This is a genomic window from Paenibacillus sp. JT31N11, from assembly GCF_056269285.1.
The window spans coordinates 83771-103093 of the sequence record NZ_JBWDNQ010000007.1 but is presented as its reverse complement, the minus strand read 5'-3'; the positions used below and the strand labels follow the sequence as shown (position 1 = coordinate 103093).

The 19323-nt window shown below is 56.2% G+C and carries 17 protein-coding genes; 16 read left to right on the top strand and 1 reads right to left on the bottom strand.

Annotated elements, in window-relative coordinates:
* Positions 1-69: 69 nt before the first annotated feature.
* From AC0YNV_RS23140 to AC0YNV_RS23110, 7 genes are all read left to right on the top strand, one after another.
* Complete coding sequence (locus tag AC0YNV_RS23140) at positions 70-1611, top strand: ABC transporter substrate-binding protein (protein ID WP_475770122.1); 1542 nt, start codon at positions 70-72, stop codon at positions 1609-1611.
* Between the two features lie 27 nt (positions 1612-1638).
* Entirely contained in the window at positions 1639-3558 is a 1920-nt protein-coding gene (locus AC0YNV_RS23135) for a DUF8034 domain-containing protein (RefSeq protein ID WP_475770121.1), read from the top strand.
* A gap of 556 nt (positions 3559-4114) precedes the next feature.
* Entirely contained in the window at positions 4115-5020 is a 906-nt protein-coding gene (locus tag AC0YNV_RS23130) for an aldo/keto reductase (RefSeq protein ID WP_475770120.1), read from the top strand.
* Between the two features lie 112 nt (positions 5021-5132).
* Positions 5133-7016, top strand: coding sequence for a heparinase II/III family protein (locus tag AC0YNV_RS23125; protein ID WP_475770119.1), 1884 nt, complete (start codon positions 5133-5135; stop codon positions 7014-7016).
* 19 nt (positions 7017-7035) lie between these two features.
* Positions 7036-7860, top strand: coding sequence for an amidohydrolase family protein (locus AC0YNV_RS23120; protein ID WP_475770118.1), 825 nt, complete (start codon positions 7036-7038; stop codon positions 7858-7860).
* 50 nt (positions 7861-7910) lie between these two features.
* Complete coding sequence (locus tag AC0YNV_RS23115; protein ID WP_475770117.1) at positions 7911-9032, top strand: glycoside hydrolase family 88 protein; 1122 nt, start codon at positions 7911-7913, stop codon at positions 9030-9032.
* A gap of 15 nt (positions 9033-9047) precedes the next feature.
* A complete protein-coding gene (locus AC0YNV_RS23110; RefSeq protein ID WP_475770116.1) occupies positions 9048-9689 on the top strand; it encodes a hypothetical protein in 642 nt (213 codons plus the stop codon).
* 120 nt (positions 9690-9809) lie between these two features.
* On the opposite strand, the gene AC0YNV_RS23105 is transcribed toward AC0YNV_RS23110, so the two are convergent.
* Positions 9810-10025, bottom strand: coding sequence for a hypothetical protein (locus tag AC0YNV_RS23105; RefSeq protein WP_475770115.1), 216 nt, complete (start codon positions 10023-10025; stop codon positions 9810-9812).
* A gap of 315 nt (positions 10026-10340) precedes the next feature.
* On the opposite strand from AC0YNV_RS23105, the gene AC0YNV_RS23100 reads away from it, so the two are divergent.
* From AC0YNV_RS23100 to bioC, 9 genes are all read left to right on the top strand, one after another.
* Positions 10341-11189: a protein phosphatase 2C domain-containing protein gene (locus AC0YNV_RS23100; protein ID WP_475770114.1), complete on the top strand. Its 849-nt coding sequence runs from the start codon at positions 10341-10343 to the stop codon at positions 11187-11189.
* Positions 11190-11219: 30 nt separating this feature from the next.
* Positions 11220-12008: a hypothetical protein gene (locus AC0YNV_RS23095; protein ID WP_475770113.1), complete on the top strand. Its 789-nt coding sequence runs from the start codon at positions 11220-11222 to the stop codon at positions 12006-12008.
* A 27-nt stretch (positions 12009-12035) separates the two neighbouring features.
* On the top strand, positions 12036-12662 hold the full coding sequence (locus AC0YNV_RS23090; RefSeq protein WP_210038828.1) for a phosphatase PAP2 family protein: 627 nt from the start codon (positions 12036-12038) through the stop codon (positions 12660-12662).
* A 681-nt stretch (positions 12663-13343) separates the two neighbouring features.
* A complete protein-coding gene (gene bioA / locus AC0YNV_RS23085) occupies positions 13344-14705 on the top strand; it encodes an adenosylmethionine--8-amino-7-oxononanoate transaminase (RefSeq protein WP_475770112.1) in 1362 nt (453 codons plus the stop codon).
* The gene (gene bioD / locus AC0YNV_RS23080) at positions 14702-15439 is read left to right on the top strand and encodes a dethiobiotin synthase (RefSeq protein WP_475770111.1); all 738 of its coding nucleotides are present in this window, start codon (positions 14702-14704) and stop codon (positions 15437-15439) included. Before bioA ends, bioD begins: the two co-directional genes overlap by 4 nt.
* A gap of 13 nt (positions 15440-15452) precedes the next feature.
* A complete protein-coding gene (bioB, locus tag AC0YNV_RS23075) occupies positions 15453-16451 on the top strand; it encodes a biotin synthase BioB (RefSeq protein ID WP_475770110.1) in 999 nt (332 codons plus the stop codon).
* Between the two features lie 18 nt (positions 16452-16469).
* Positions 16470-17648: an 8-amino-7-oxononanoate synthase gene (bioF, locus tag AC0YNV_RS23070; RefSeq protein WP_475770109.1), complete on the top strand. Its 1179-nt coding sequence runs from the start codon at positions 16470-16472 to the stop codon at positions 17646-17648.
* Positions 17645-18457, top strand: a complete 813-nt coding sequence (locus tag AC0YNV_RS23065) for an alpha/beta hydrolase (protein ID WP_475770108.1) — start codon at positions 17645-17647, stop codon at positions 18455-18457. The genes bioF and AC0YNV_RS23065 overlap by 4 nt, the downstream gene beginning before the upstream one ends.
* The gene (bioC, locus tag AC0YNV_RS23060; RefSeq protein WP_475770107.1) at positions 18420-19289 is read left to right on the top strand and encodes a malonyl-ACP O-methyltransferase BioC; all 870 of its coding nucleotides are present in this window, start codon (positions 18420-18422) and stop codon (positions 19287-19289) included. The genes AC0YNV_RS23065 and bioC overlap by 38 nt, the downstream gene beginning before the upstream one ends.
* Positions 19290-19323 lie beyond the last annotated feature (34 nt).

Here is a 19323-nt window from a genome sequence, read left to right as displayed (position 1 = left end):
AGGCCGGACGGACTGTGACACATACAGCTTCAAAGAAGAGATGAATAGAAAACGGGAGGTTACAAGAAGATGACAAAGGCGAAAAACAAACTGCTCATGGTCATGCTTGGCTTGATGGTTCTGGTTCTTTCCGCTTGTGGTTCCAACACCGGCAATAATGGCGTGAATGACGCGGCCGGCAGTACAAACACCCCGAACTCCGGGGCAGCCGGCGAAACGGCTGACAATGGCGCCGATACGTCCAAGGAAGTGGAGCTGACCTGGTATTTCCCGGTTTCGGCTGTTCCCGCCGCTATGGATAAGGTGGCTGCGGAAGCGAACAAAATCATCAAGGAAAAAATCAACGCGACTGTCAAATTTATGCCGGTGGCGTTCGGGGATTACACGCAGAAGATGAATACTGTGGTCGCATCCGGGGAGAAAACGGATTTGATCTGGACCTCCAACTGGAATTTTGACTATGTGCAAAATCAGGGTAAGGGCGCATTCCTTCCGCTCAATGAGCTGATTGACAAGTATGGGCCGGACGTTAAGGCAAGCATGCCGGATTTTGTCTGGAAGGCGACTGAAATTGACGGACAAATCTATGGCGTTCCCAATTACCAGACGGTAACGAACCGCGAAGGCTTCATGATTCAGAAGCGCTATGTCGACAAGCTCGGCATTGATACCAGTACGCTCAAGAAGCCTTCCGACTTGACGGCTGTGCTGGAAAAAATTCATGCGGACGACAGCTCCGTCATTCCAATGGGCATGGACAACAAAGGGAAATTCGGCAATATGAACCGTACCTATAATTTGGAAAATGTCATCACGAATATTGCCGTCATCGATCTGGATAATCCGGATAAAATCATCAATATGTACGAGACGCCGCAGTACGAGGAATATTTGGCCCTGGTGCAGGACTGGTTTGAGAAAGGCTACATTAATCAGGACGCGGCAACGCTCAAGAACGCAGCCAATATGAATCTGACCGGCAATGTCATCACTTCCTACCATAACGTACTGAAGCCGGGCGGCGAAGCGGAGACGAAGGTTCAGATGGGCGGACAAGATTTTGTTTATGTTCCTATGACTGATGTGTACACCGGCACGAATACGATTATTACGACGATGTCGGCGGTCAGCCGGACGTCCGAGAATCCCGAGCGGGCCATGCAGCTGATTAATCTGGTCAATACGGATAAAGAGTTATATAATCTGCTCATCTACGGAATTGAAGGCACGAACTACACGAAAACGGCGGACGACAAGGTCAAGCTGATTCCGGACAGCGGCTATGCTCTCAGCGATTGGGTACTCGGCAATGTATTCAACGGCTATGTGCTGGACGGCAAGGATCCTGAGGTTGCGAAGCAGACAAAGGCAGAGAACGAATCCGCGAAGCCTTCGCCGATTATGGGCTTCAAATTCAAATCCGATGCGGTCCTGTCGCAAATTGCCAACGTTACCTCCGTGGTCGACGAGTACTCCCCGGGTCTGAATACCGGTGTCATCAGCGCAGCGGATAAGCTGGCCGAATTCCGCGACAAGCTGAAGCAGGCGGGCATTGACGAGATTATTGCAGAAGCGCAGAAGCAGCTCGATGCCTGGAAGGCTTCACAGTAAGGAAACGAAAAGGAGCGAACTTAACCTATGCCATTATCGGGAGAACGGGTGGAAATGCCCATCCTGCAGGCGGACACCCTTTGGGCGCCTCCGCAGTGGGCGCTGACGGAGCGGCTGCTGATCGACACGCTGAACGAGGCGGCATCGGAATTCGTTGCCCGCTACACACGTCCGGACGGAACGCTGATCTGGCGGGACAATTGGCCCGGAATGGATGGATCGGACGATCCTTATGAAGCGTTCATGTATCTGTCTCTACTCTACACAATTGGCGGGAGCGAAGAGGTCAAGCGGCTTTCCGGCTTTATGTGGGAAGCGCTTACCTGGCAGTGGACCGCGTATGGCCAGATTCATAATGAGTTTGACGGTTATTATGACTGGATGCATCATGGCGAAGGTTATTTATACTTTTATTTTCTGGGCATGAGCGACCCGGAGTCACTGAAGAACAGGCAGCGGACCGTGAAATTCGCAGCCATGTATACCGGCGACGATTCTGCGGCTCCCAACTATGATAAGGAACTAAGGCTTATCCGCTCACCGATTACGGGAAGCCGCGGTCCCCGGTTCGACATGACGGAGGAAGACTGGATCACTCACCGGGGGGTGCTGGATCATTATCCGGCTCCCTTCGAGGATCTGGATGGCGTCGATTACGCCAGCGGCACCTGCCGCTGGTCCGACGATCTGATCTACAGGCAAATCATCCAGCGGATGAATGAACGCAAGGCCAAAGGCGATGTGCCGTTGAACCTGAACGCAACGGGATTGATTACCCACGCCTTCCTGTTCACCGGGGATGAAGCCTATCGCATGTGGGTGCTGGGCTATCTGGATGCCTGGAGAGAGCGGACTGCCAGTAACGGGGGGCTGACGCCCGATAACGTTGGTCTGAGCGGGAAGATCGGCGAATACAACGATGGAAAATGGTGGGGTGGCTACTATGGGTGGCGGTGGCCGCACGGCTTCCTGACGATTATCGAGCCGATGATCAATGCGTCGATGAACGCGCTGCTGCTGACAGGCGACAAAAGTCAGCTGGATCTTGCAAGGAGCCAGCTGGATATGAACTGGAGTCTGGGCAAGGAGGATCAGGAGGGACGCTGGGTCACGCCGAACAAGCATACGGATGCCGGATGGACAGATTACCGTATACCCAATGCCGTGTATCCCATTCATCTGTGGAGCGTATCCATGAGCGAAGAGGATCTGCAGCGCGTCCGGCGCATACCTATTCCCGAGTTCCTGAGGCGAATCGATATTCCCGTCGTATCGGGGCGAAATCCGGATACAGGCAAGGAAACGAAGCATTTCATCGGCAATCTGATTCCGTGGTTCCTGTTCATGCAGGGGGAATTTCCGGATTATCCCCAGCGCATTCTGGACGCCAATTACCGCCTGATCGCACAGCAGCTGGGCAAAATGCGCTCAGAGGCGGGAGATCCCGCCAATTGGGACTGGGAAGATATTAACGGCATCCACACCTGGCAGGAAATGTGTCCGGTCTATATGGAATCGCTTGTACAGCTGACCTTCGGCGCGCCTGCGCATATTTCCCATGGCGGGCTGCAGCACGCCCGCATCCGTTATTATGACGGCCTGGGCAGGCGGCCGGGACTGCCTGAATCGGTCGGCGCTCTGATCGACCGCATATCGGAGACTTCCGTTACGCTGACGCTGGTCAATTTAAGCCTGTTCGAGGAGAAGGAAGTTATCTTGCAGGGAGGAAGCTTCGGGGAGCATGCGTTCCGCAAGGCTGAGCTGTATGATGAGGCAGGCAGCAGGACAGGCAGCGCCGACGCGTCCGGCAAGTGGCTGCTGGTCAGGCTGGGCAGGGGCGCAGGCGTCAAACTGGTGCTGCAGATGGACCGCTATGTGAATGCGCCTTCCTATGAAACGCCCTGGCAGCAGGCGGACAGCACACTCATGCTGCGAGGCAGGACTTAGAAGTCCGGTGATTGTCTGACGGTGCGGGCGGTAACGACCGGAGAAACGCAAGCTTTGTGTAAGGAAGCGTCTGCGTAAGCAGCCGTATACAACAATATTGCCGACAAGTGCTGCAGGCGGAAAATCCGTTTTGCAGCTCTCCGCGGATACCAAGGAGACGTTCTCGACTGCGCAGTCGGATTTTTTCAGGGGAAGAAACTTGGTCTGCCGCCTGAGAGCGGCGAAGCTTCTTGAAATATATGGAGGTATATCATTTCATCTATTCTTTGCTTATATGTCTGAGTAAAGAAACTTGCTGCGCCGCCAATAGGACGGCGACGGCCGTTTCTTCTTGAAAATCAGAACGTATAAAATTTGGCCTCACTTTTTCTGATAATTGTGAGGAAGAAACTAACTTTACCGCCAGGGACGGCGATAGCTGTTACTTCTTGCCAGAATGCATAAGTATCGCATTTATCCATTACTAGAAGGTCCAAGGGAAGTAATTTACGCTGCCGCAAAGGACGGCATTAGCCGTTTCAGCTTGCGGGGGCTGATAAAGCAAGGAGGGAAAGAAATGCAGTATACGACGCTGGGCCAAACCGGCATCCGGGTGTCGAAGCTCGGTCTTGGCGGCGCCCCCCTGGGCGGCGACTTCGGCGCAACTACGGATGAAGAGATAGAGCGCGTCGTTCACACGGCGCTTGATTCCGGCATTAATTTCATCGATACCGCTCCCCTGTACGGCAACGGGCAAAGCGAGCTGCGTATCGGGCGCGCGCTGAAGGGAAGACGCGCCGATACGGTGCTGGCAACCAAAGCCGTGAGGCGCGATCAGGCCTATACGTACGAGAATACCCTAAGCTGCTTCGAGGACAGCCTCCGCCGCCTGCAAACCGATTATATCGATCTCATTCAGCTGCATGAGCTGGAGCGGACGACCTTCGAGGAAGCGATGAACGGGACCGTCGCGGCTTTCCTGAAGCTGAAGGAGGAGGGCAAAGTGCGGGCGATCGGCGTCAATGCCGGCAAGCCCGAGCTGCTGCTGCCCTTCATTGCTACGGGGAAGATTGACATGGTGCAAAATTACGGCCGCTACATGCTGATCGATTTCTCGTCGAAGGACACGCTGCACCCCTTCGCCAGAGAACATGGAGTCGGCATTATCAACGGGAGCGTGCTGGGCATGGGACTGCTCGCGGATTCACCCGCTCCTTTCCTTCAGGGCCGGGAATTGCTTGAAGAGGCGGAGCGGCGCAAGGCGCAGCTGGACTTTCTGCGCAGGCCCGGACCGAAGGGCCTGATCGAGCCGGCCATGCGCTTCAGCCTGACCTGTCCGGACATTGCGGTTACGCTGACGGGTACGAGCTCCGTGCAGTCGCTGCTTAAGAACATCAGCTATTGCGACGGGCAAGGGCTGCCGGAAGCGGAGCTTGCCCGTTTGTATGAGTTGTTTGGTGGGCTCCCGCCCGTCTTTGGCTGACAAGAGCCGGAACGAAGCCAGGAACCGGCGCCTATACAAGGCCTCCCGCCGGGAGCGAGGCGCGCTGCAGCAAGTAAATCAGAATGGTTAAGGAAGGCGATGAGCTTAAGCCATGGGCATCGATCAACTGACACTTCGCGAGCTGAAGACGGCGCTTGAAGAAGCGGACAGGGACGGTTATACTTTGTTCCCCGAATCATTAGCGGCCGATAACTGGAAGAAAAGCGCGGCCAAGCCGCTGTTTGCCCCTTTATGGGCGCAGGTGCGGGAGAAGGGCGCGTACTACGCGGCCAATCAGCCCGAGGTGCTGCCGTTCTCCGAATTTATCCTCTTCGGGAAGACGGGGGACCGGCAGACCTTCGAGGCCAAAATATTTGACAGGAGGATGCGCCTTACCGTGCTTTCCCTGCTTCGGCTGACAGACGGCCCAGGCGAATGGGATACGCCGCTTGAAGATTGCTTGTGGGCGATTTGCGAGGAATCGACATGGGTCTTCCCGGCGCATGTGGGGGTATACCGCAACGCGTACCCGGACGATATTTGGGACCGGGAAATTCCGCCGCGCGAATCGGTGGATTTGTTCGCTGCGATTACCGGCTTCGCGCTTGCCGAAATCCTGGCTATGCTCGGAGATACGCTGCATCCCTGGATTCGAAACCGGATCCGCAAGGAGCTGGACAGCCGCATCTTCGGCCCGTTCTTCCGAGATCCGGCGCCGCATACCTGGGAGCTGAAGACCAACAACTGGCCTGCTGTATGCGCGGCTGGCATCGGCGCGTGCGCTATCTATGAAGAACGTGACAGCGAGCGGCTGTCGGGCATGCTGTGGCGGATTATTGACTCGATGAGGAACCATCTGAGCGGCTTCGACGAGGAAGGAGCAACCGCGGAAGGCGTAGCCTATTGGCAGTTCGGCTTCGGGTTCTATGTCTACTTCGCGGAGCTGCTGCGCGAGCGGACGGGAGGACGGATTGATCTCCTGGAGGGCGATAAGATCGGACGGATCGTCACTTTTCCGAATGCCTGCCTGCTCTCAGGCAGCAAGGTCGTCAATTTCTCCGATTCGGTGGAGCGGATTGATTTTAATCTGGGCTTGTTTGCGCGGCTGCATTCCCGTTTCAACAATGTCGAGGTGCCGCAGCAGCAGCCTGAGGCCAATCAGCTGTTCACGTATTGGGCCAATACGAGCAGGCTGATGATGTGGACATTGGACGGCGGAGATGCGGCCGAGGAGGCTTCCACAGCTGAAGCTCCGTCCAGCACGGCTGGCGGCGAGCCGGTCCATGAGGATTATTATTTCAAGGGCCACCAATGGGCGATCTCCAAAAGCCGCAGCGGGGATGGTTTCATTGCCTTCGCCGCCAAGGGAGGCAGCAACGGGGAGCCGCATAACCACAACGATCTGGGGCACTTTCTGCTGCATGTGAATGGCGTCAGCGTGCTGGCTGACCCGGGAGCCGGCCATTATACGCGGCAATATTTTCAGCCCGGAATCCGGTACGAGACGCTGACCGCCGGATCGCACGGGCATTCAGTACCAATTATTGGGGGCAGAAGGCAGTCTGCGGGCAAAGAGTACCGGGCGGAGGTCATCCATTATGCACGCACGGAGGAAGAGGTTGGCTTTGATCTGGATTTAACCGGAGCCTATGACTGTCCAGGCTTGGCCGGGCTGACGCGCCGTTTCCGCTGGATGCGATCAGCAGCGGGAGCTTTCGAGCTGATGGTAGCGGACTCCCTGCGGTTTGAAGGACAACCGCAATCGGTGGTCGAAGTCTTTATTTCATCGGTTGAGCCGCTGCGGCCGGAGACAGGTAAGCTGCTGCTTGGGCCCGTGGAGATGAATTATCAACCGGAGGCTTTTGAGCTGGAAATCGACTCGCAGACGGCCAAAGGGCTGAATGGAGAGGAGCGTGTCTTCTACCGCATTCTTTTGACGGCAATCAGGCCAGATCTGCATGTTGAGAGTGAAGTACGGTTTAAATGGCGGGTGTAATTCGGAAAGGGGTAATCGCATGTATGTAGACAGCCATGTCCATATGTGGGAGCTGGCACGCGGGGATTATACTTGGATTAAACCGGATACTCCGGTGATTGCGCGGGACTTCATTCCGGAAGAGCTGCTGCCTGCGTTGGAGCGTAATCATGTCGATTCGGTAATCCTTGTTCAGGCTGCGGCGACCACTGCGGAGACAGATTACATGCTGGCGCTTGCGGAGAAGGTTCCGTGGATCGCGGGGGTGGTAGGCGGGATGAGCCTGCTGGCGGACGATTTTGAGCAGGATTACGTCAGGCTGAGGGAGAACCGCCGTTTTGCCGGGATCCGCATCAACGGAGGCGATATTCCCGAGGCCGGAAGCAGCGCCGAGAGCCTGCTGCTGTCCAGGCTTTCCCGCCTGCAGTCGGACGGGCTGACGCTGGATATGCTGGTGACTGCCGTGCACTTGAGAGCTGCCGCCAAGTTACTGTCGATGCTGCCGGATCTGAAGGCCGTCATCAATCATCTGGGCATTCCGGGCGTGAAGGATGAAGCCTGGGAGCCATGGAGCTCGGGAGTCTCGCTGCTGGCGCAGCTTCCTGGCACCGCTTTCAAAATCTCCGGGATGCTGACCCAGGCGGGAGGGTTCTATCCGGAGCTGCTCTACCGCTATGTTCATCATCTGTGCGGGGCGGTCGGTCCCAAGCGGGTAATGTTCGGAAGCGACTGGCCTGTTGCGCTGCTCGGGGGCACTTATGACGAAGCAGTAGAATTTTTCGAGAAGGTGCTGCCGTCTGAATGGAGCGAGCCGGAGCGGGAGCTTGCGCGAAGCCTCAATGCCAGGCGCATCTATGGCGTGTGAAGGCCGGTGGCGGAAGTACATGACATGATAAAGGATGGGGGATTACAGGGATGCAGGATGCGGGACAGCTTCAATGGGCAGAGGACAAGTGGCAGCAGATTATCGGCAAGGTCAGCCTCACAAGCAGGCGAATCGGCGACTCATTTCCCTATATTTCGATAGACGGACAATACTACAATGAAGAGCCGGACTGGTGGACCAATGGCTTCTGGCCGGGGCTGCTTTGGCTGATTTACCGGGAGAACGGAGATGAACGGCTGCGGAATCTTGCCGACTCCGTTGAGAGACAGCTGGATGCTCCGCTCCAGCAGTACGAGACGCTGCATCATGATGTCGGCTTCATGTGGAGCTTGACGTCAGTCGCGCATTACAAGCTGCTGGGCAATCCCGATTCCAGACGCCGCGCCCTGACGGCGGCCAGCCATCTGATGGGCCGTTACAATGCCAAGGGACATTTCATCCGGGCCTGGAACCAGCCGGAACGCGTGGGCTGGGCGATCATCGACTGCCTGATGAATCTCGGGCTGTTATATTGGGCGAGCGAGGAGACGGGGGATCCCCGCTACCGTCATCTTGCGATGGAGCATTCGGATATGGCGCTGCGCGACATCATCCGCCCGGATGGATCGAGCAATCATATCGTAAGCTTCGATCCCGAAACGGGGCAGCGGCTTGGGGCGATCTCCGGTCAAGGCTACGCCGCAGACTCGGCCTGGTCCCGCGGAACGGCCTGGGCGCTCTACGGAATGGCGCTCGGCGCGAGGTATACGGGCGAGAACCGGTATCTGGATTCGGCAAGGAGGACGGCACAGATGTTCCTCGATCATCTGCCGGAGGACGGACTGCCGCCTTATGATTTCCGGGCCCCGCATGAAGATGGCATGGGGATGGACTCCAGCGCCGCCGTTTGCGCAGCCAGTGGAATGCTGGAAATCGCCCGGCTTGTGCCCGCGGCGGATGCCCGGTTCTATCGGGATGCGGCTTTTGGCATGCTGAAGAAACTGGATGAACGCTGCGGGACCTGGGATGACGACGGGGAAGAGGGGCTGCTGCGCATGGGAACCGCGAATTTTCCGAAGCGGGCATTCGTGAATGTTCCCATGATCTATGGCGATTATTTCTTCGCGGAGGCGATCTGCAAGCTGAGGGGACATGAGGAGCTATTCTGGTAAGGGGGGAATATGCGGATGAGAAGACGACTGGCTTATTCCATGCTTAAGACCGGAGGTTCGGAGCCTTTTCTGCATGTCCTGCAGGAGAATGGGGACGTACTTCAGGCAGTGCTGCAAAATCAGGGCATAGGCACATTCTCCGTCTTTACGGGCGACAGGCATGTATGCCTGTATTACGAAACGGCAAACGATGATTTTGTTTTCGAATGGGAACCGGCGGCCGGCAGATGGCTGGAGAACTGGCCGGACGAAAGCGGCGGGCAAACGTCGGTATCGATGATCGATATTTTTCATGACGGCTTGCCCGAAGATGCTGATTCCTGGCGCGGCTCGCGCAAGGTGGAGCAGCGTGCCGGAGCGGTAGCCCGGCTGAAGCCGGAGCAGTTCGCATCCTATGTCTTCTATCATTACCAGCTGCAGGAGGAGCGGCCCGAGGGCTTCAATAAAACCTATATCATCGGAGCACGCGGCACGCTGCTGTTCTCCTATCAGGAGCTTCCGGCAGAGGTGAGCGCTGTCCCGAGGCGAGGGCTTCTGGACACCAGCCGCACGCCGGAGGATTGGCACGGCACCATGGAGCCTCACTTCGAACGCTGGGCCGGTGCTGCCCATGGTCAGGAGCTGTGGCGTCCGCTGAGGCTGATTTTCAGCTTTTAGCGGAATGTCATCAGCCCTTATGGCCTGATCTCCTTCAAGGCCGCGTTCGGCAGCTTCTGCATCGCAAGAGCTCCCCGCGCACGCTGTGGCGATGCGTGTTTAGATGCCAGCCACACGCGGTTATCTTTTGCGCAGCTCAAAAAATTCGCAGTCCTTCCGGGCATGATAAGCGACATCGCTGACACTGGACTGGATAACAACGGTCTGCTCGTCAAAACGGACAATTACCCCGCCCGTATCGGTAATATGATCATCCTTGAAAACACGGATGCGGAACTGGCGCTCCTGCGCTTCACTGAAATCCTGATCCGTCAATAAACGGCGATGCTGTGCCATTTCTCATGCTCCTTTTCATGAATCCCCATTCTTCCACAGGATGGGGATTTTGTTGTTTCAAGCCTGAATCTATGCCCGCTTGGATTCGATCCGGGCGCTGATGCTTGTTCATTGGCCGGTTCGGGTTGATGGGATCGTACCCGTGCCCGGTCTCTATGAGAACAGGTTCATTATGTATCGGAATCATCATAAAGCCAATGCATGAAAATGTCGAGTGCCTGCCTCCCAAGCGGACAACTGCGCCTGCATGCCTACACTTGAATGGTGCCGGAAATACCTCCATAATAATAGAGAACCGATAGGGGGAGAAGGCTTTTGAAACTGACGAGTGTTACCGTAAAAGGCGTAAGTCCGTGGAACGAGGATTCCTTCATAGTGAATGAAGAAGCCGGACTGTTCGGCGTTGTGGATGGGGCCACTTCGCTCGTTCCTTATACGGGAGCCGGTGGAGAGACCGGAGGTTATCTGGCCGCGAGGCTGATTGCCGACTATTGCGTTGCGCAAGAAGGAGGGGCAGTTTCTCCGCTTGGACTGCTGGAGGAGGCGAACCGGCTGCTGCGCGCGCGCATGCTGAACGCGGGCATACGCCCTGAGCGGAAAGAAGAGCTGTGGAGCGCATGCGCCGTCCTGATTCATATCGGGGAGAAATGGATTGAATTCGCCCATGCCGGCGATTGCATGCTGGCAGCTTACTATAACGATGGCACGATACGGATCATCACACATGATCAACTGGCCCATGTCGACGACCGGACAAAAGCTGTTTGGGCCGAAGGGGTTCAGGCGGGACTTGCGACGCGGGCGGAGCTGTGGGAATATGCCAAGCCGCAGATCATAAAGGGGCGGGATTTGGCTAACGCGCCGGGGGGCTATGCCGTGCTGAACGGCGATCCGGCATTTGTGGATTATGCGGAATTCGGGCGGATCAGCCGGACCAATATCGAGTCGCTCCTGCTATTGTCCGACGGTTTGTACATACCGAAGCAAGCAGGCGAATCCGATCGCGAGGGAGCGCTGGAGATCGCCGTCAAGGTGCGGGAAATGGGCCTTCAGCCTTATATCGACTGGCTTCTTGCCCTGGAGGAATCCGATCCCGACTGCGTGATATATCCCCGGGTCAAGAAATCGGACGACAAGACGGCGATTGTGATCAGCTTCACTTGAGTCATAAGTCCGCTAATATGGAGGCTGTTTATGTTTGAGCATTATGTGGGCATCGATTATTCCGGCAAAGCTTCACCGAGGCACAAGCATACCTCGATTCAGATATTTGAGGCCCTTGCCGGCGGGGAGCCGCAGCGTGCGCGTCATAACCGGAGCTGGTCGCGCCAGGGCTGTTACGCTTATCTGGCGGATTCGCTCAGAGCGCAGCAGGAAGGCAAACGGGGGACGATGATTGTGGGAATGGATCACGGGCTGTCCTTTCCTTTGTCCTATTTTCGGGATGAGCGACCGCATAAGCCGGCTTTGCCTGACTGGATGGCTTTTTTGCGGCATTTTGACGAGCATTGGGGGGAGGCGAGGGAGAAGCCGGTGTCGGCGATTGCCTCCCCGACGCTGCCTTATCCGAATCCGACGGAGCTGAGAGTGACGGAGAAGTACACGTCTTCCGCGAAGAGTGTGCTTCACCTGAATCCGACGCTGATCTCCGTGGCGTTCTCCACGCATGCCGGGCTGCCCTGGATCTACGATCTCCGCAGAGAGTTCGCCGATATCTTGCACGTCTGGCCTTATGACGGTCTCGAGCCGCCCCCGCACAAGAGCGTGATCGCGGAGGTGTATCCTTCGCTGCTGCACAACCGGTATTCGTACCCCGGGGAGCTTGCCAAACGGGACGAGCGGGATGCTTATGCCATCGCGCTTTGGCTGCAGGAGCAGGACAGGTCCGGCGGACTGGGGCATTATATGAGCTTGTCCACACTGACGCCGCAGCAGAAAGCGGAGATTGTTCCTTTGGAAGGCTGGATTCTCGGCGTACTGTGAATTATAGAATATGGAGGTAAATGTTTGATGTGGGTTTTGTTGCTGCTGCTAGCTTTAGCCGGATTCGGGGGGCTTTCCCTGCTTGTCCAAAGAGACAGCCTAAAGCAGTTTGATCTTTCAATTATTCATGCCGTTCAAGGCTGGGAAAATGATTGGCTCACCCGGATTGCAAATGGCTTGTCCTATTTTGGTTCCTCGAAAATCGCCGTTCCATTCTCGCTTGTTATCGCCGTTCTGCTTGCTGTGGCGTTCAAGCACCGCAGGGAGATTGTATTGTTTATCGCCGCTTTGCTCGGCTCGTGGATGCTCAATGAAACGTTGAAAGCCCTGTATCAGCGCGCTCGTCCGGATATACACCGTATTGCCACGGAAGGGGGCTTCAGCTTCCCCAGCGGCCATTCCATGTCGGCCTTCACCTTGTACGGCATTTTAACCTTTCTGCTGTGGCGGCATCTGCCCACCAAGCGCTGGCGAATTGCCCTGATCGCCTTCAGCCTGTTCATGATACTGTGCATCGGCCTCTCCCGCATCTATCTCGGTGTTCATTATCCATCCGATGTGCTCGGCGGTTACTGGGTCAGCGCCTGCTGGATCACCTTGTGCATCCGCCTGTTCCTCATCTGGCAAAGAAGGACTGCAGCCGGCAGAGCGTAGCAGGGCTGCCTGTTGCCTGCCCTGTCTCCAGCCCGCGGTTCTTCAGCCGCTAAATTCCTCATTCAACCCCATTCTGCTGATCCAGTCTCACCGCTTCTGGCAGCTCATCTCTTCGCACCGCGCGCAGCTCCCGGCACGCGGTGTTTCGCTGTATGAAGGTTCCCTCATCCGGCATTCAGCCTTATTCGGCAGCAGCCTGTAGGGCGGGCTTCGTGACCCCATTCTTCGGCATCGTTTCACTTGTTGGCAGACTCCAAGTAAAGATGCCGGATACCTGTTCGCTTGTTAGAGATTGCGTGAATGCCGTGCACGCCGACCAGTACGAAGAAAGCTGGAGAAAAATGCACTTGTAATAATCAAATGGCCTTCGGATAACGCCTTGATCAGACAAGCTTTCATTAAATTTCTTACTCCTCAATAGGTGGATAAGCCGTGTTAAATCTATATCCTTGAGAAGGTTCATTGGATTGTATGCCAGCCAGCAGACGCATGGAGGATGGCTATTAAACGGGATGAAGGAAGCTATAACGATGCCCCAGCAGTATTGTACGATGCGATAAAACCGCCGTATTCTTTCCCTTTACAGACATAAACGGGTTTGCTACAATGGCTTTACTTAATTGTTAACCATATTTTTATTTATGGTTAACAATTAAAATGCCTAATGGATGGTGATGTCTTGTGCATACGGATTACGAACGGCTTGCTGCTACAAGCCAGGCGCATCTATGGAATCCTTTTACCCAAATGAAAGACTATCATGCCTCGGAACCTCTCATTATCGAACGCGGCGAAGGCATCAGGCTGTACGATATTCACGGCAGGGCATATTTTGACGGCTTCTCCTCGGTTTGGCTTAATATTCACGGACATAACGTGCCGGAGCTGAATCAGGCCATAACGGACCAGCTGGGCCGCGTCGCGCACTCCACCCTTCTTGGCATGGCCAATGTGCCCGCCATTGAGCTTGCCGGGAAGCTGGCCGAAATTACTCCGCCAGGTCTGACGAAAGTCTTCTACTCCGATTCCGGAGCAACCGGTGTCGAAATTGCCATCAAGATGGCTTTTCAATATTGGCATAACCGGGGTGTGCGGGGCAAAACGCAGTTTATCACGATGAATCAGGCGTACCACGGGGATACGATCGGCGCGGTCAGTGTCGGTGCGATTCCGCTGTACCATGATGTGTTCCGTCCCATGCTTTTTCCTTCCCATGTCATTCCTTATCCTTATGCCTACCGCTGCGAGGGCGGAGAAGCAGAAGCATTGGAAACTACGCTTACCGCCCTGCGCAGGCTGCTCCATTCGCAGGCGGCCAGCATTGCCGCTCTGATCGTAGAGCCGATTGTGCAGGGGGCTTCGGGCATCATCGTGATGCCGCCTGGCTGCCTGCGGGAAATCGCGAAGCTGTGCCGCGAGCATGATGTCCTGCTAATCGCCGATGAGGTGGCGACTGGCTTCGGCAGGACGGGAGAGATGTTCGCGTGCGACCTTGAAGGGGTTTCCCCTGATCTGATGATCATCGGCAAAGGTCTTACGGGCGGTTATTTGCCTGTGGCGGCGACGCTTGCGACCGATGAAGTGTATGACGCGTTTTATGCCGATTACGAGGAGCAGAAAACTTTTTTTCACGGTCATTCCTTTACGGGAAACCCGCTTGGCTGTGCCGTGGCGCTGGCCAGCCTGAAGCTGTTTGAAGAGCGCAGTATGCTGTCAGGGGTTCGGGCCAAGGCGTCTTTGGTGGAGCATAGGCTCGCAGCGCTTAAAGAACGCCCGCATGTTGGGGACATCCGCCAGCAGGGACTGATGATCGGAATCGAGCTTGTACGCGACAAGAATACACGCGAACCGTACGAATGGGCGGAGCGAATCGGCGTCAGGACAAGTCTTAAAGCCAGAGAACTCGGCATGCTGACGAGGCCCCTCGGCAATGTGATCGTGTTCATCCCTCCGCTTGCCAGCAGCGAAGCGGAATTGGAGCTCATGACGGCTATTTTGGTGGAAGCGATAATTTGCGTCACCGAAAGCGGGCCGGCGGCATGAACCAAACGAATGCACAGCCAATAAGAGGACTATTCGTGACGGGTACGGACACCGGCGTTGGCAAAACGGTCGTCACAGCGGCTATCGCCGCTGCACTTCGCGCCGAAGGAAGGAATGTCGGCGTCTGGAAGCCGGTTCAATCCGGCAGCACTTTTGGCAGTGGAAGGACTGATGCCCAGCAGCTGTTGAAGAGCACCGGGATCGATGAACTGCCGGAGGCGGTGGCTCCCTTCTCGTTTGCCGCTCCGCTTACACCGCTGCTCGCAGCCCGGGAAGCGGGAGTGACCCTTACGCTGGAGAAGCTGATTGCATCCGGCGGACCGCTTGCCAAGCGTTACGATGCGCTCCTTGTAGAGGGAGCGGGAGGCGTGGCTGTTCCGCTGGCAGAGGATGCCCTCGTGGCGGACCTGATGGCAGAACTTCGTCTGCCCGCACTTATTGTGGCCCGATCCGGCCTCGGCACGATTAACCACACGCTGTTGACGGTGTCATACCTGAAGCTTCGATTAATTTCCATTGTCGGTATCATCCTGAACGATGGCGAATCGGCAGAAATGCATGACGATCCGAGCCTATCCACAAATGCAGAGCTGATCGAACATTACAGCAGCATTCCGGTGCTTGGCCGTCTTCCCCGGATTCATGCCCCGGAGGATACGAACACGCTGGTACATACCGTACGGCAACATATTCAATTCGCACTGGTCAAAGAGGCGCTTTTGGCTGGAAATTAGGGAGATGACCGAGATGAACACAATTTCACTTCAAATAGAATGGCAATCGTTCGCCCAAAAGGCGTTAAATGGGGAATGCTTGACACTGGAAGAAGGGCTTGCCGTTCTGGAAGCCGGCAATGATGAGCTGCTGCCGCTCATGCATGCCGCGTTCAGTGTGAGGAAGTTCTTTTACGGCAGGAAGGTTAAGCTGAATATGATCATCAATGCCAAAAGCGGGTTGTGTCCCGAAGATTGCGGCTACTGCTCGCAGTCCATCGTATCGACGGCTTCCATACAAAAATACAGCCTGCTGGATAAAGATACCCTGCTCGCCGGAGCGCGCGAAGCCATGGCGCGCAAAGCCGGAACCTACTGCATCGTAGCCTCGGGAAAAGGACCGACGGACAAGGAACTGGGGCAGGTAGCGGACGCGGTACAGGAAATCCGCAGAACCATGCCGCTCAAAATATGCGCTTGTCTGGGCTTATTGAAGGACGGCCAGGCCGAGCGGCTGGCGGAAGCGGGCGTGCATAGGTACAATCATAACCTGAATACAAGTAAAGCGAACTACCCGGCAATCACCACTACCCACACTTATGGACAGCGTGTAGAAACTGTGGAAAAGGTGAAAGCCTACGGCATGTCTCCCTGCTCCGGAGTCATTATCGGCATGGGCGAGACCCATCAGGAAATTGTGGAAATGGCTTTTGCGCTCCGCGAGCTTGATGTGGATTCCATTCCGGTCAATTTTCTTAATGCGATACCGGGGACACCCCTGGAAAAGGCGGACCGTGTACCGGCCTTAAAAGCGCTGAGGGTACTGGCCTTGTTCAGATTTATATGCCCCTCCAAGGAAATCCGCGTGGCCGGCGGCCGTGAGGTCAACCTTCGTACGCTGCAGCCGCTGTCTCTATATGCAGCCAATTCCCTGTTTGTGGGCGATTATTTGACGACAGCCGGACAACATGTATCCGAAGATCATCAAATGATTGAAGATATGGGCTTTGAAATTGAAATTAGTGCTCTATAAGGGTAGGGCGGAATGATCATGAACTGGATGGAAGAAGAGCTTGAAATGATGACTGACGCTTCTCTGGAACGCACCTTGCGAGCCAGCGCTCCGGTGCCCGGATGCCCGGGTTATATCATGCGCGGGGGAAGAAAGCTGCTCGATTTGTCTTCCAACGATTATCTGGGACTTGCGCAGCATTACGCGATTAATGAAGCGATGCGCGAAGCTCAGTCCGCCGAAGGGGCCGGCTCCGGCGCTTCGCGCCTGGTGACGGGCAACCGGCCGTCCTTCGGCCGCCTGGAAACTGCGCTGGCCCTGTGGCAGAGCTGCGAGGCAGCGCTTGTTTTTGCCAATGGCTACATGGCCAATACCGGCGTCATCGCCGCGCTGGCAGGCAGAGGCGATGTTGTATTCAGCGATCAGATGAACCATGCGAGCATCGTGGATGGCGTCATACTAAGCCGCGCGGAGCATGCCCGATACCGCCATAACGATATGGAGCATTTGCGGGCTTTATTGAATAAGCACCGGGATAAAAAGAAGAAGCTGATCGTGACAGATGCCGTCTTCTCGATGGATGGCGACCAGGCTCCGCTGCGCGAGCTCGCAGCGATCAAGCGTGAATACGGTGCCATGCTGATGGTGGACGAGGCGCATAGCGGAGGGATATACGGCAGGCGCGGCGAGGGATTATGCCATGAGCTTGGCGTACAGGCGGACGTGGATGTACATATGGGAACATTCAGCAAAGCGTTTGGCGTCTACGGCGCTTATGTCTGCGGCAGCCGTACGCTGATCCGATGGCTGATAAACAAGGCTAGAACCTTGATCTATTCGACCGCCCTGCCCGCATCCATAGTTGCTGGTATCGCCAAAGCGCTGGAGCTGGTTCAGACCGAGCACTGGCGCCGGGAACGGCTTAATGCTGCGGGCAGGAGACTGCGCTCTTCGCTTGGCGCCGCCGGTTTCAATATCGCTGCGGGAGATTCCCCGATCATCCCCGTCATTATTGGCGATAATGCGGCTGTCTTGCGTTTCGGCAGCGCACTGGAGGCAGCCGGTATTGCATCGGCGGCAATCCGTCCGCCGACTGTGCCCAAGGGCACGGCGCGGATTCGCTTCTCGTTGTCCGCCGCCCACTCGGAACGGGAGCTGGCCGATGCCGCGGCACTCATCTGTGCCGCTGCCCTTCAATCAGGGGTGGCAGGTGGATGAGGCATTCGGGTAACGGGCCGCCCTTGCAGCAGGAGTCCAGGGGCACGATTTTGTGGCTGGCAGGATGGAGCATGCCGGATTCGATTTTTGACCGGCTGCGCTCGCAGCTGCCGGATTTTCAACATCTTTCCGCACAGTACAGCGCTGCCGATTCCGAGGAGGCGATACTGCTTTTGACGGAAGCGGCAGTCAGGAAGGCTCTGTCACCAGACCGGACTGCCAGTCAGACAAAAACTCGCTGCGGCCCCCTTCTGATTGGAGGCTGGTCGCTTGGCGCTTTGCTGGCGCTGAGACTGGCGGCCGCAGGCTGGGCCGATGGTCTCGTCCTGTTTGCGGCCAACGCAAGATTTATCCGCTCCAGGGAAGAGTCAGACCGCGGCTGGGCAGATATCTACCTCAGGCAGATGATTACAGGTCTTGCGAAGAATCGGGATGCCGTAGAGGCCCGATTTCGACAGCTTCTGCTAACGGAGGCGGAATGGAAAAGCGGACTTGGCGCCAGCCTTCCGCCGGCAGGCAGCTGGACGACTCCGGCGCTCCTTGCAGGTCTTCAGATTCTGCGGAACATGGAATGCCAGTCTCAGCTTCCGGCAATCCTTTGTCCGGCTCTGCTTATACATGGAATAGAGGATAAAATTTGCCCATACGGCGCTGCGTCAGAGCTTGCGGCACAATTGCCGCGGGCAGAGCTGCTGGCCCTGCCCGCTTGCGGGCATGCGCCTTTCCTGGAAAGGGAAGCTGAGCTGGCCGATGAAATAAGGAGATGGTGGTATGAGCAGCGGCAAGCAGGCAATACGGCATCAGTTTAACCGCAGCGCGGCGGGTATGTATGATATTCACTCCCGAGTGCAGCGCGATATGGCAGACCGGGTGGCGAGATCCCTGGTCCGATGGAAGAGTGAGACGGACATGGCCGGATTGGATATTCTGGAGATCGGCTGCGGCACGGGCGCGCTGACTGAAAGAATGGCCGCCCAATGGCCTCGAGCATCGATGACGGCTCTTGATATTGCGCCCGCTATGATCGATGCGGCCAAGCATAGGCTTCAGTTGGACAAGGCCAACCAGGAGGGCGGAATTCGCAAACGGCGCGATCCTGTACGTTTTGTTCAGGCCGATGTCGAATTATGGGCGGCTGATGCACCGAAAGACGCATACGATCTCATCGTTTCCAACGCCTGTTTTCAATGGCTGGACAATCCGGGGCAAACGCTTGGCCACATTCAGCGGCTGCTTCGCTCAGGAGGGCTGTTGACATTCGCCACCTTTGGGCCGGATACCTTCAATGAGCTGCATGCGTCCTTTCATGAAGCTTATACAGCCAGCGGGCATGCGCCGCAGCGGCACGGGCTTTCCTTTCAATCGGCAGATGGCTGGGTTAATCTTCTTTATGAAGCGGGATTTGCCAATATTCGCTGTGAGGGTTTTATTCAAAGGGAAATTTACGCGTCCCCCAGGGAATTTCTCCACTCGGTCAAGGCGATGGGGGCCAGCACATCCCAGGCCGACACAACACGCAGTATCGGGACGCGCCGCCTGTTTGCCGATATGTATAAGTCATATGAGGACAAATTCAGCATACAGGGGGGCATTGCTGCCACTTACGACGTTCTGATCATTCAAGCAGAAGCCTCCCGTTAGTGCCATGGTCACGAATTAGGCCCGGATTTTTCAT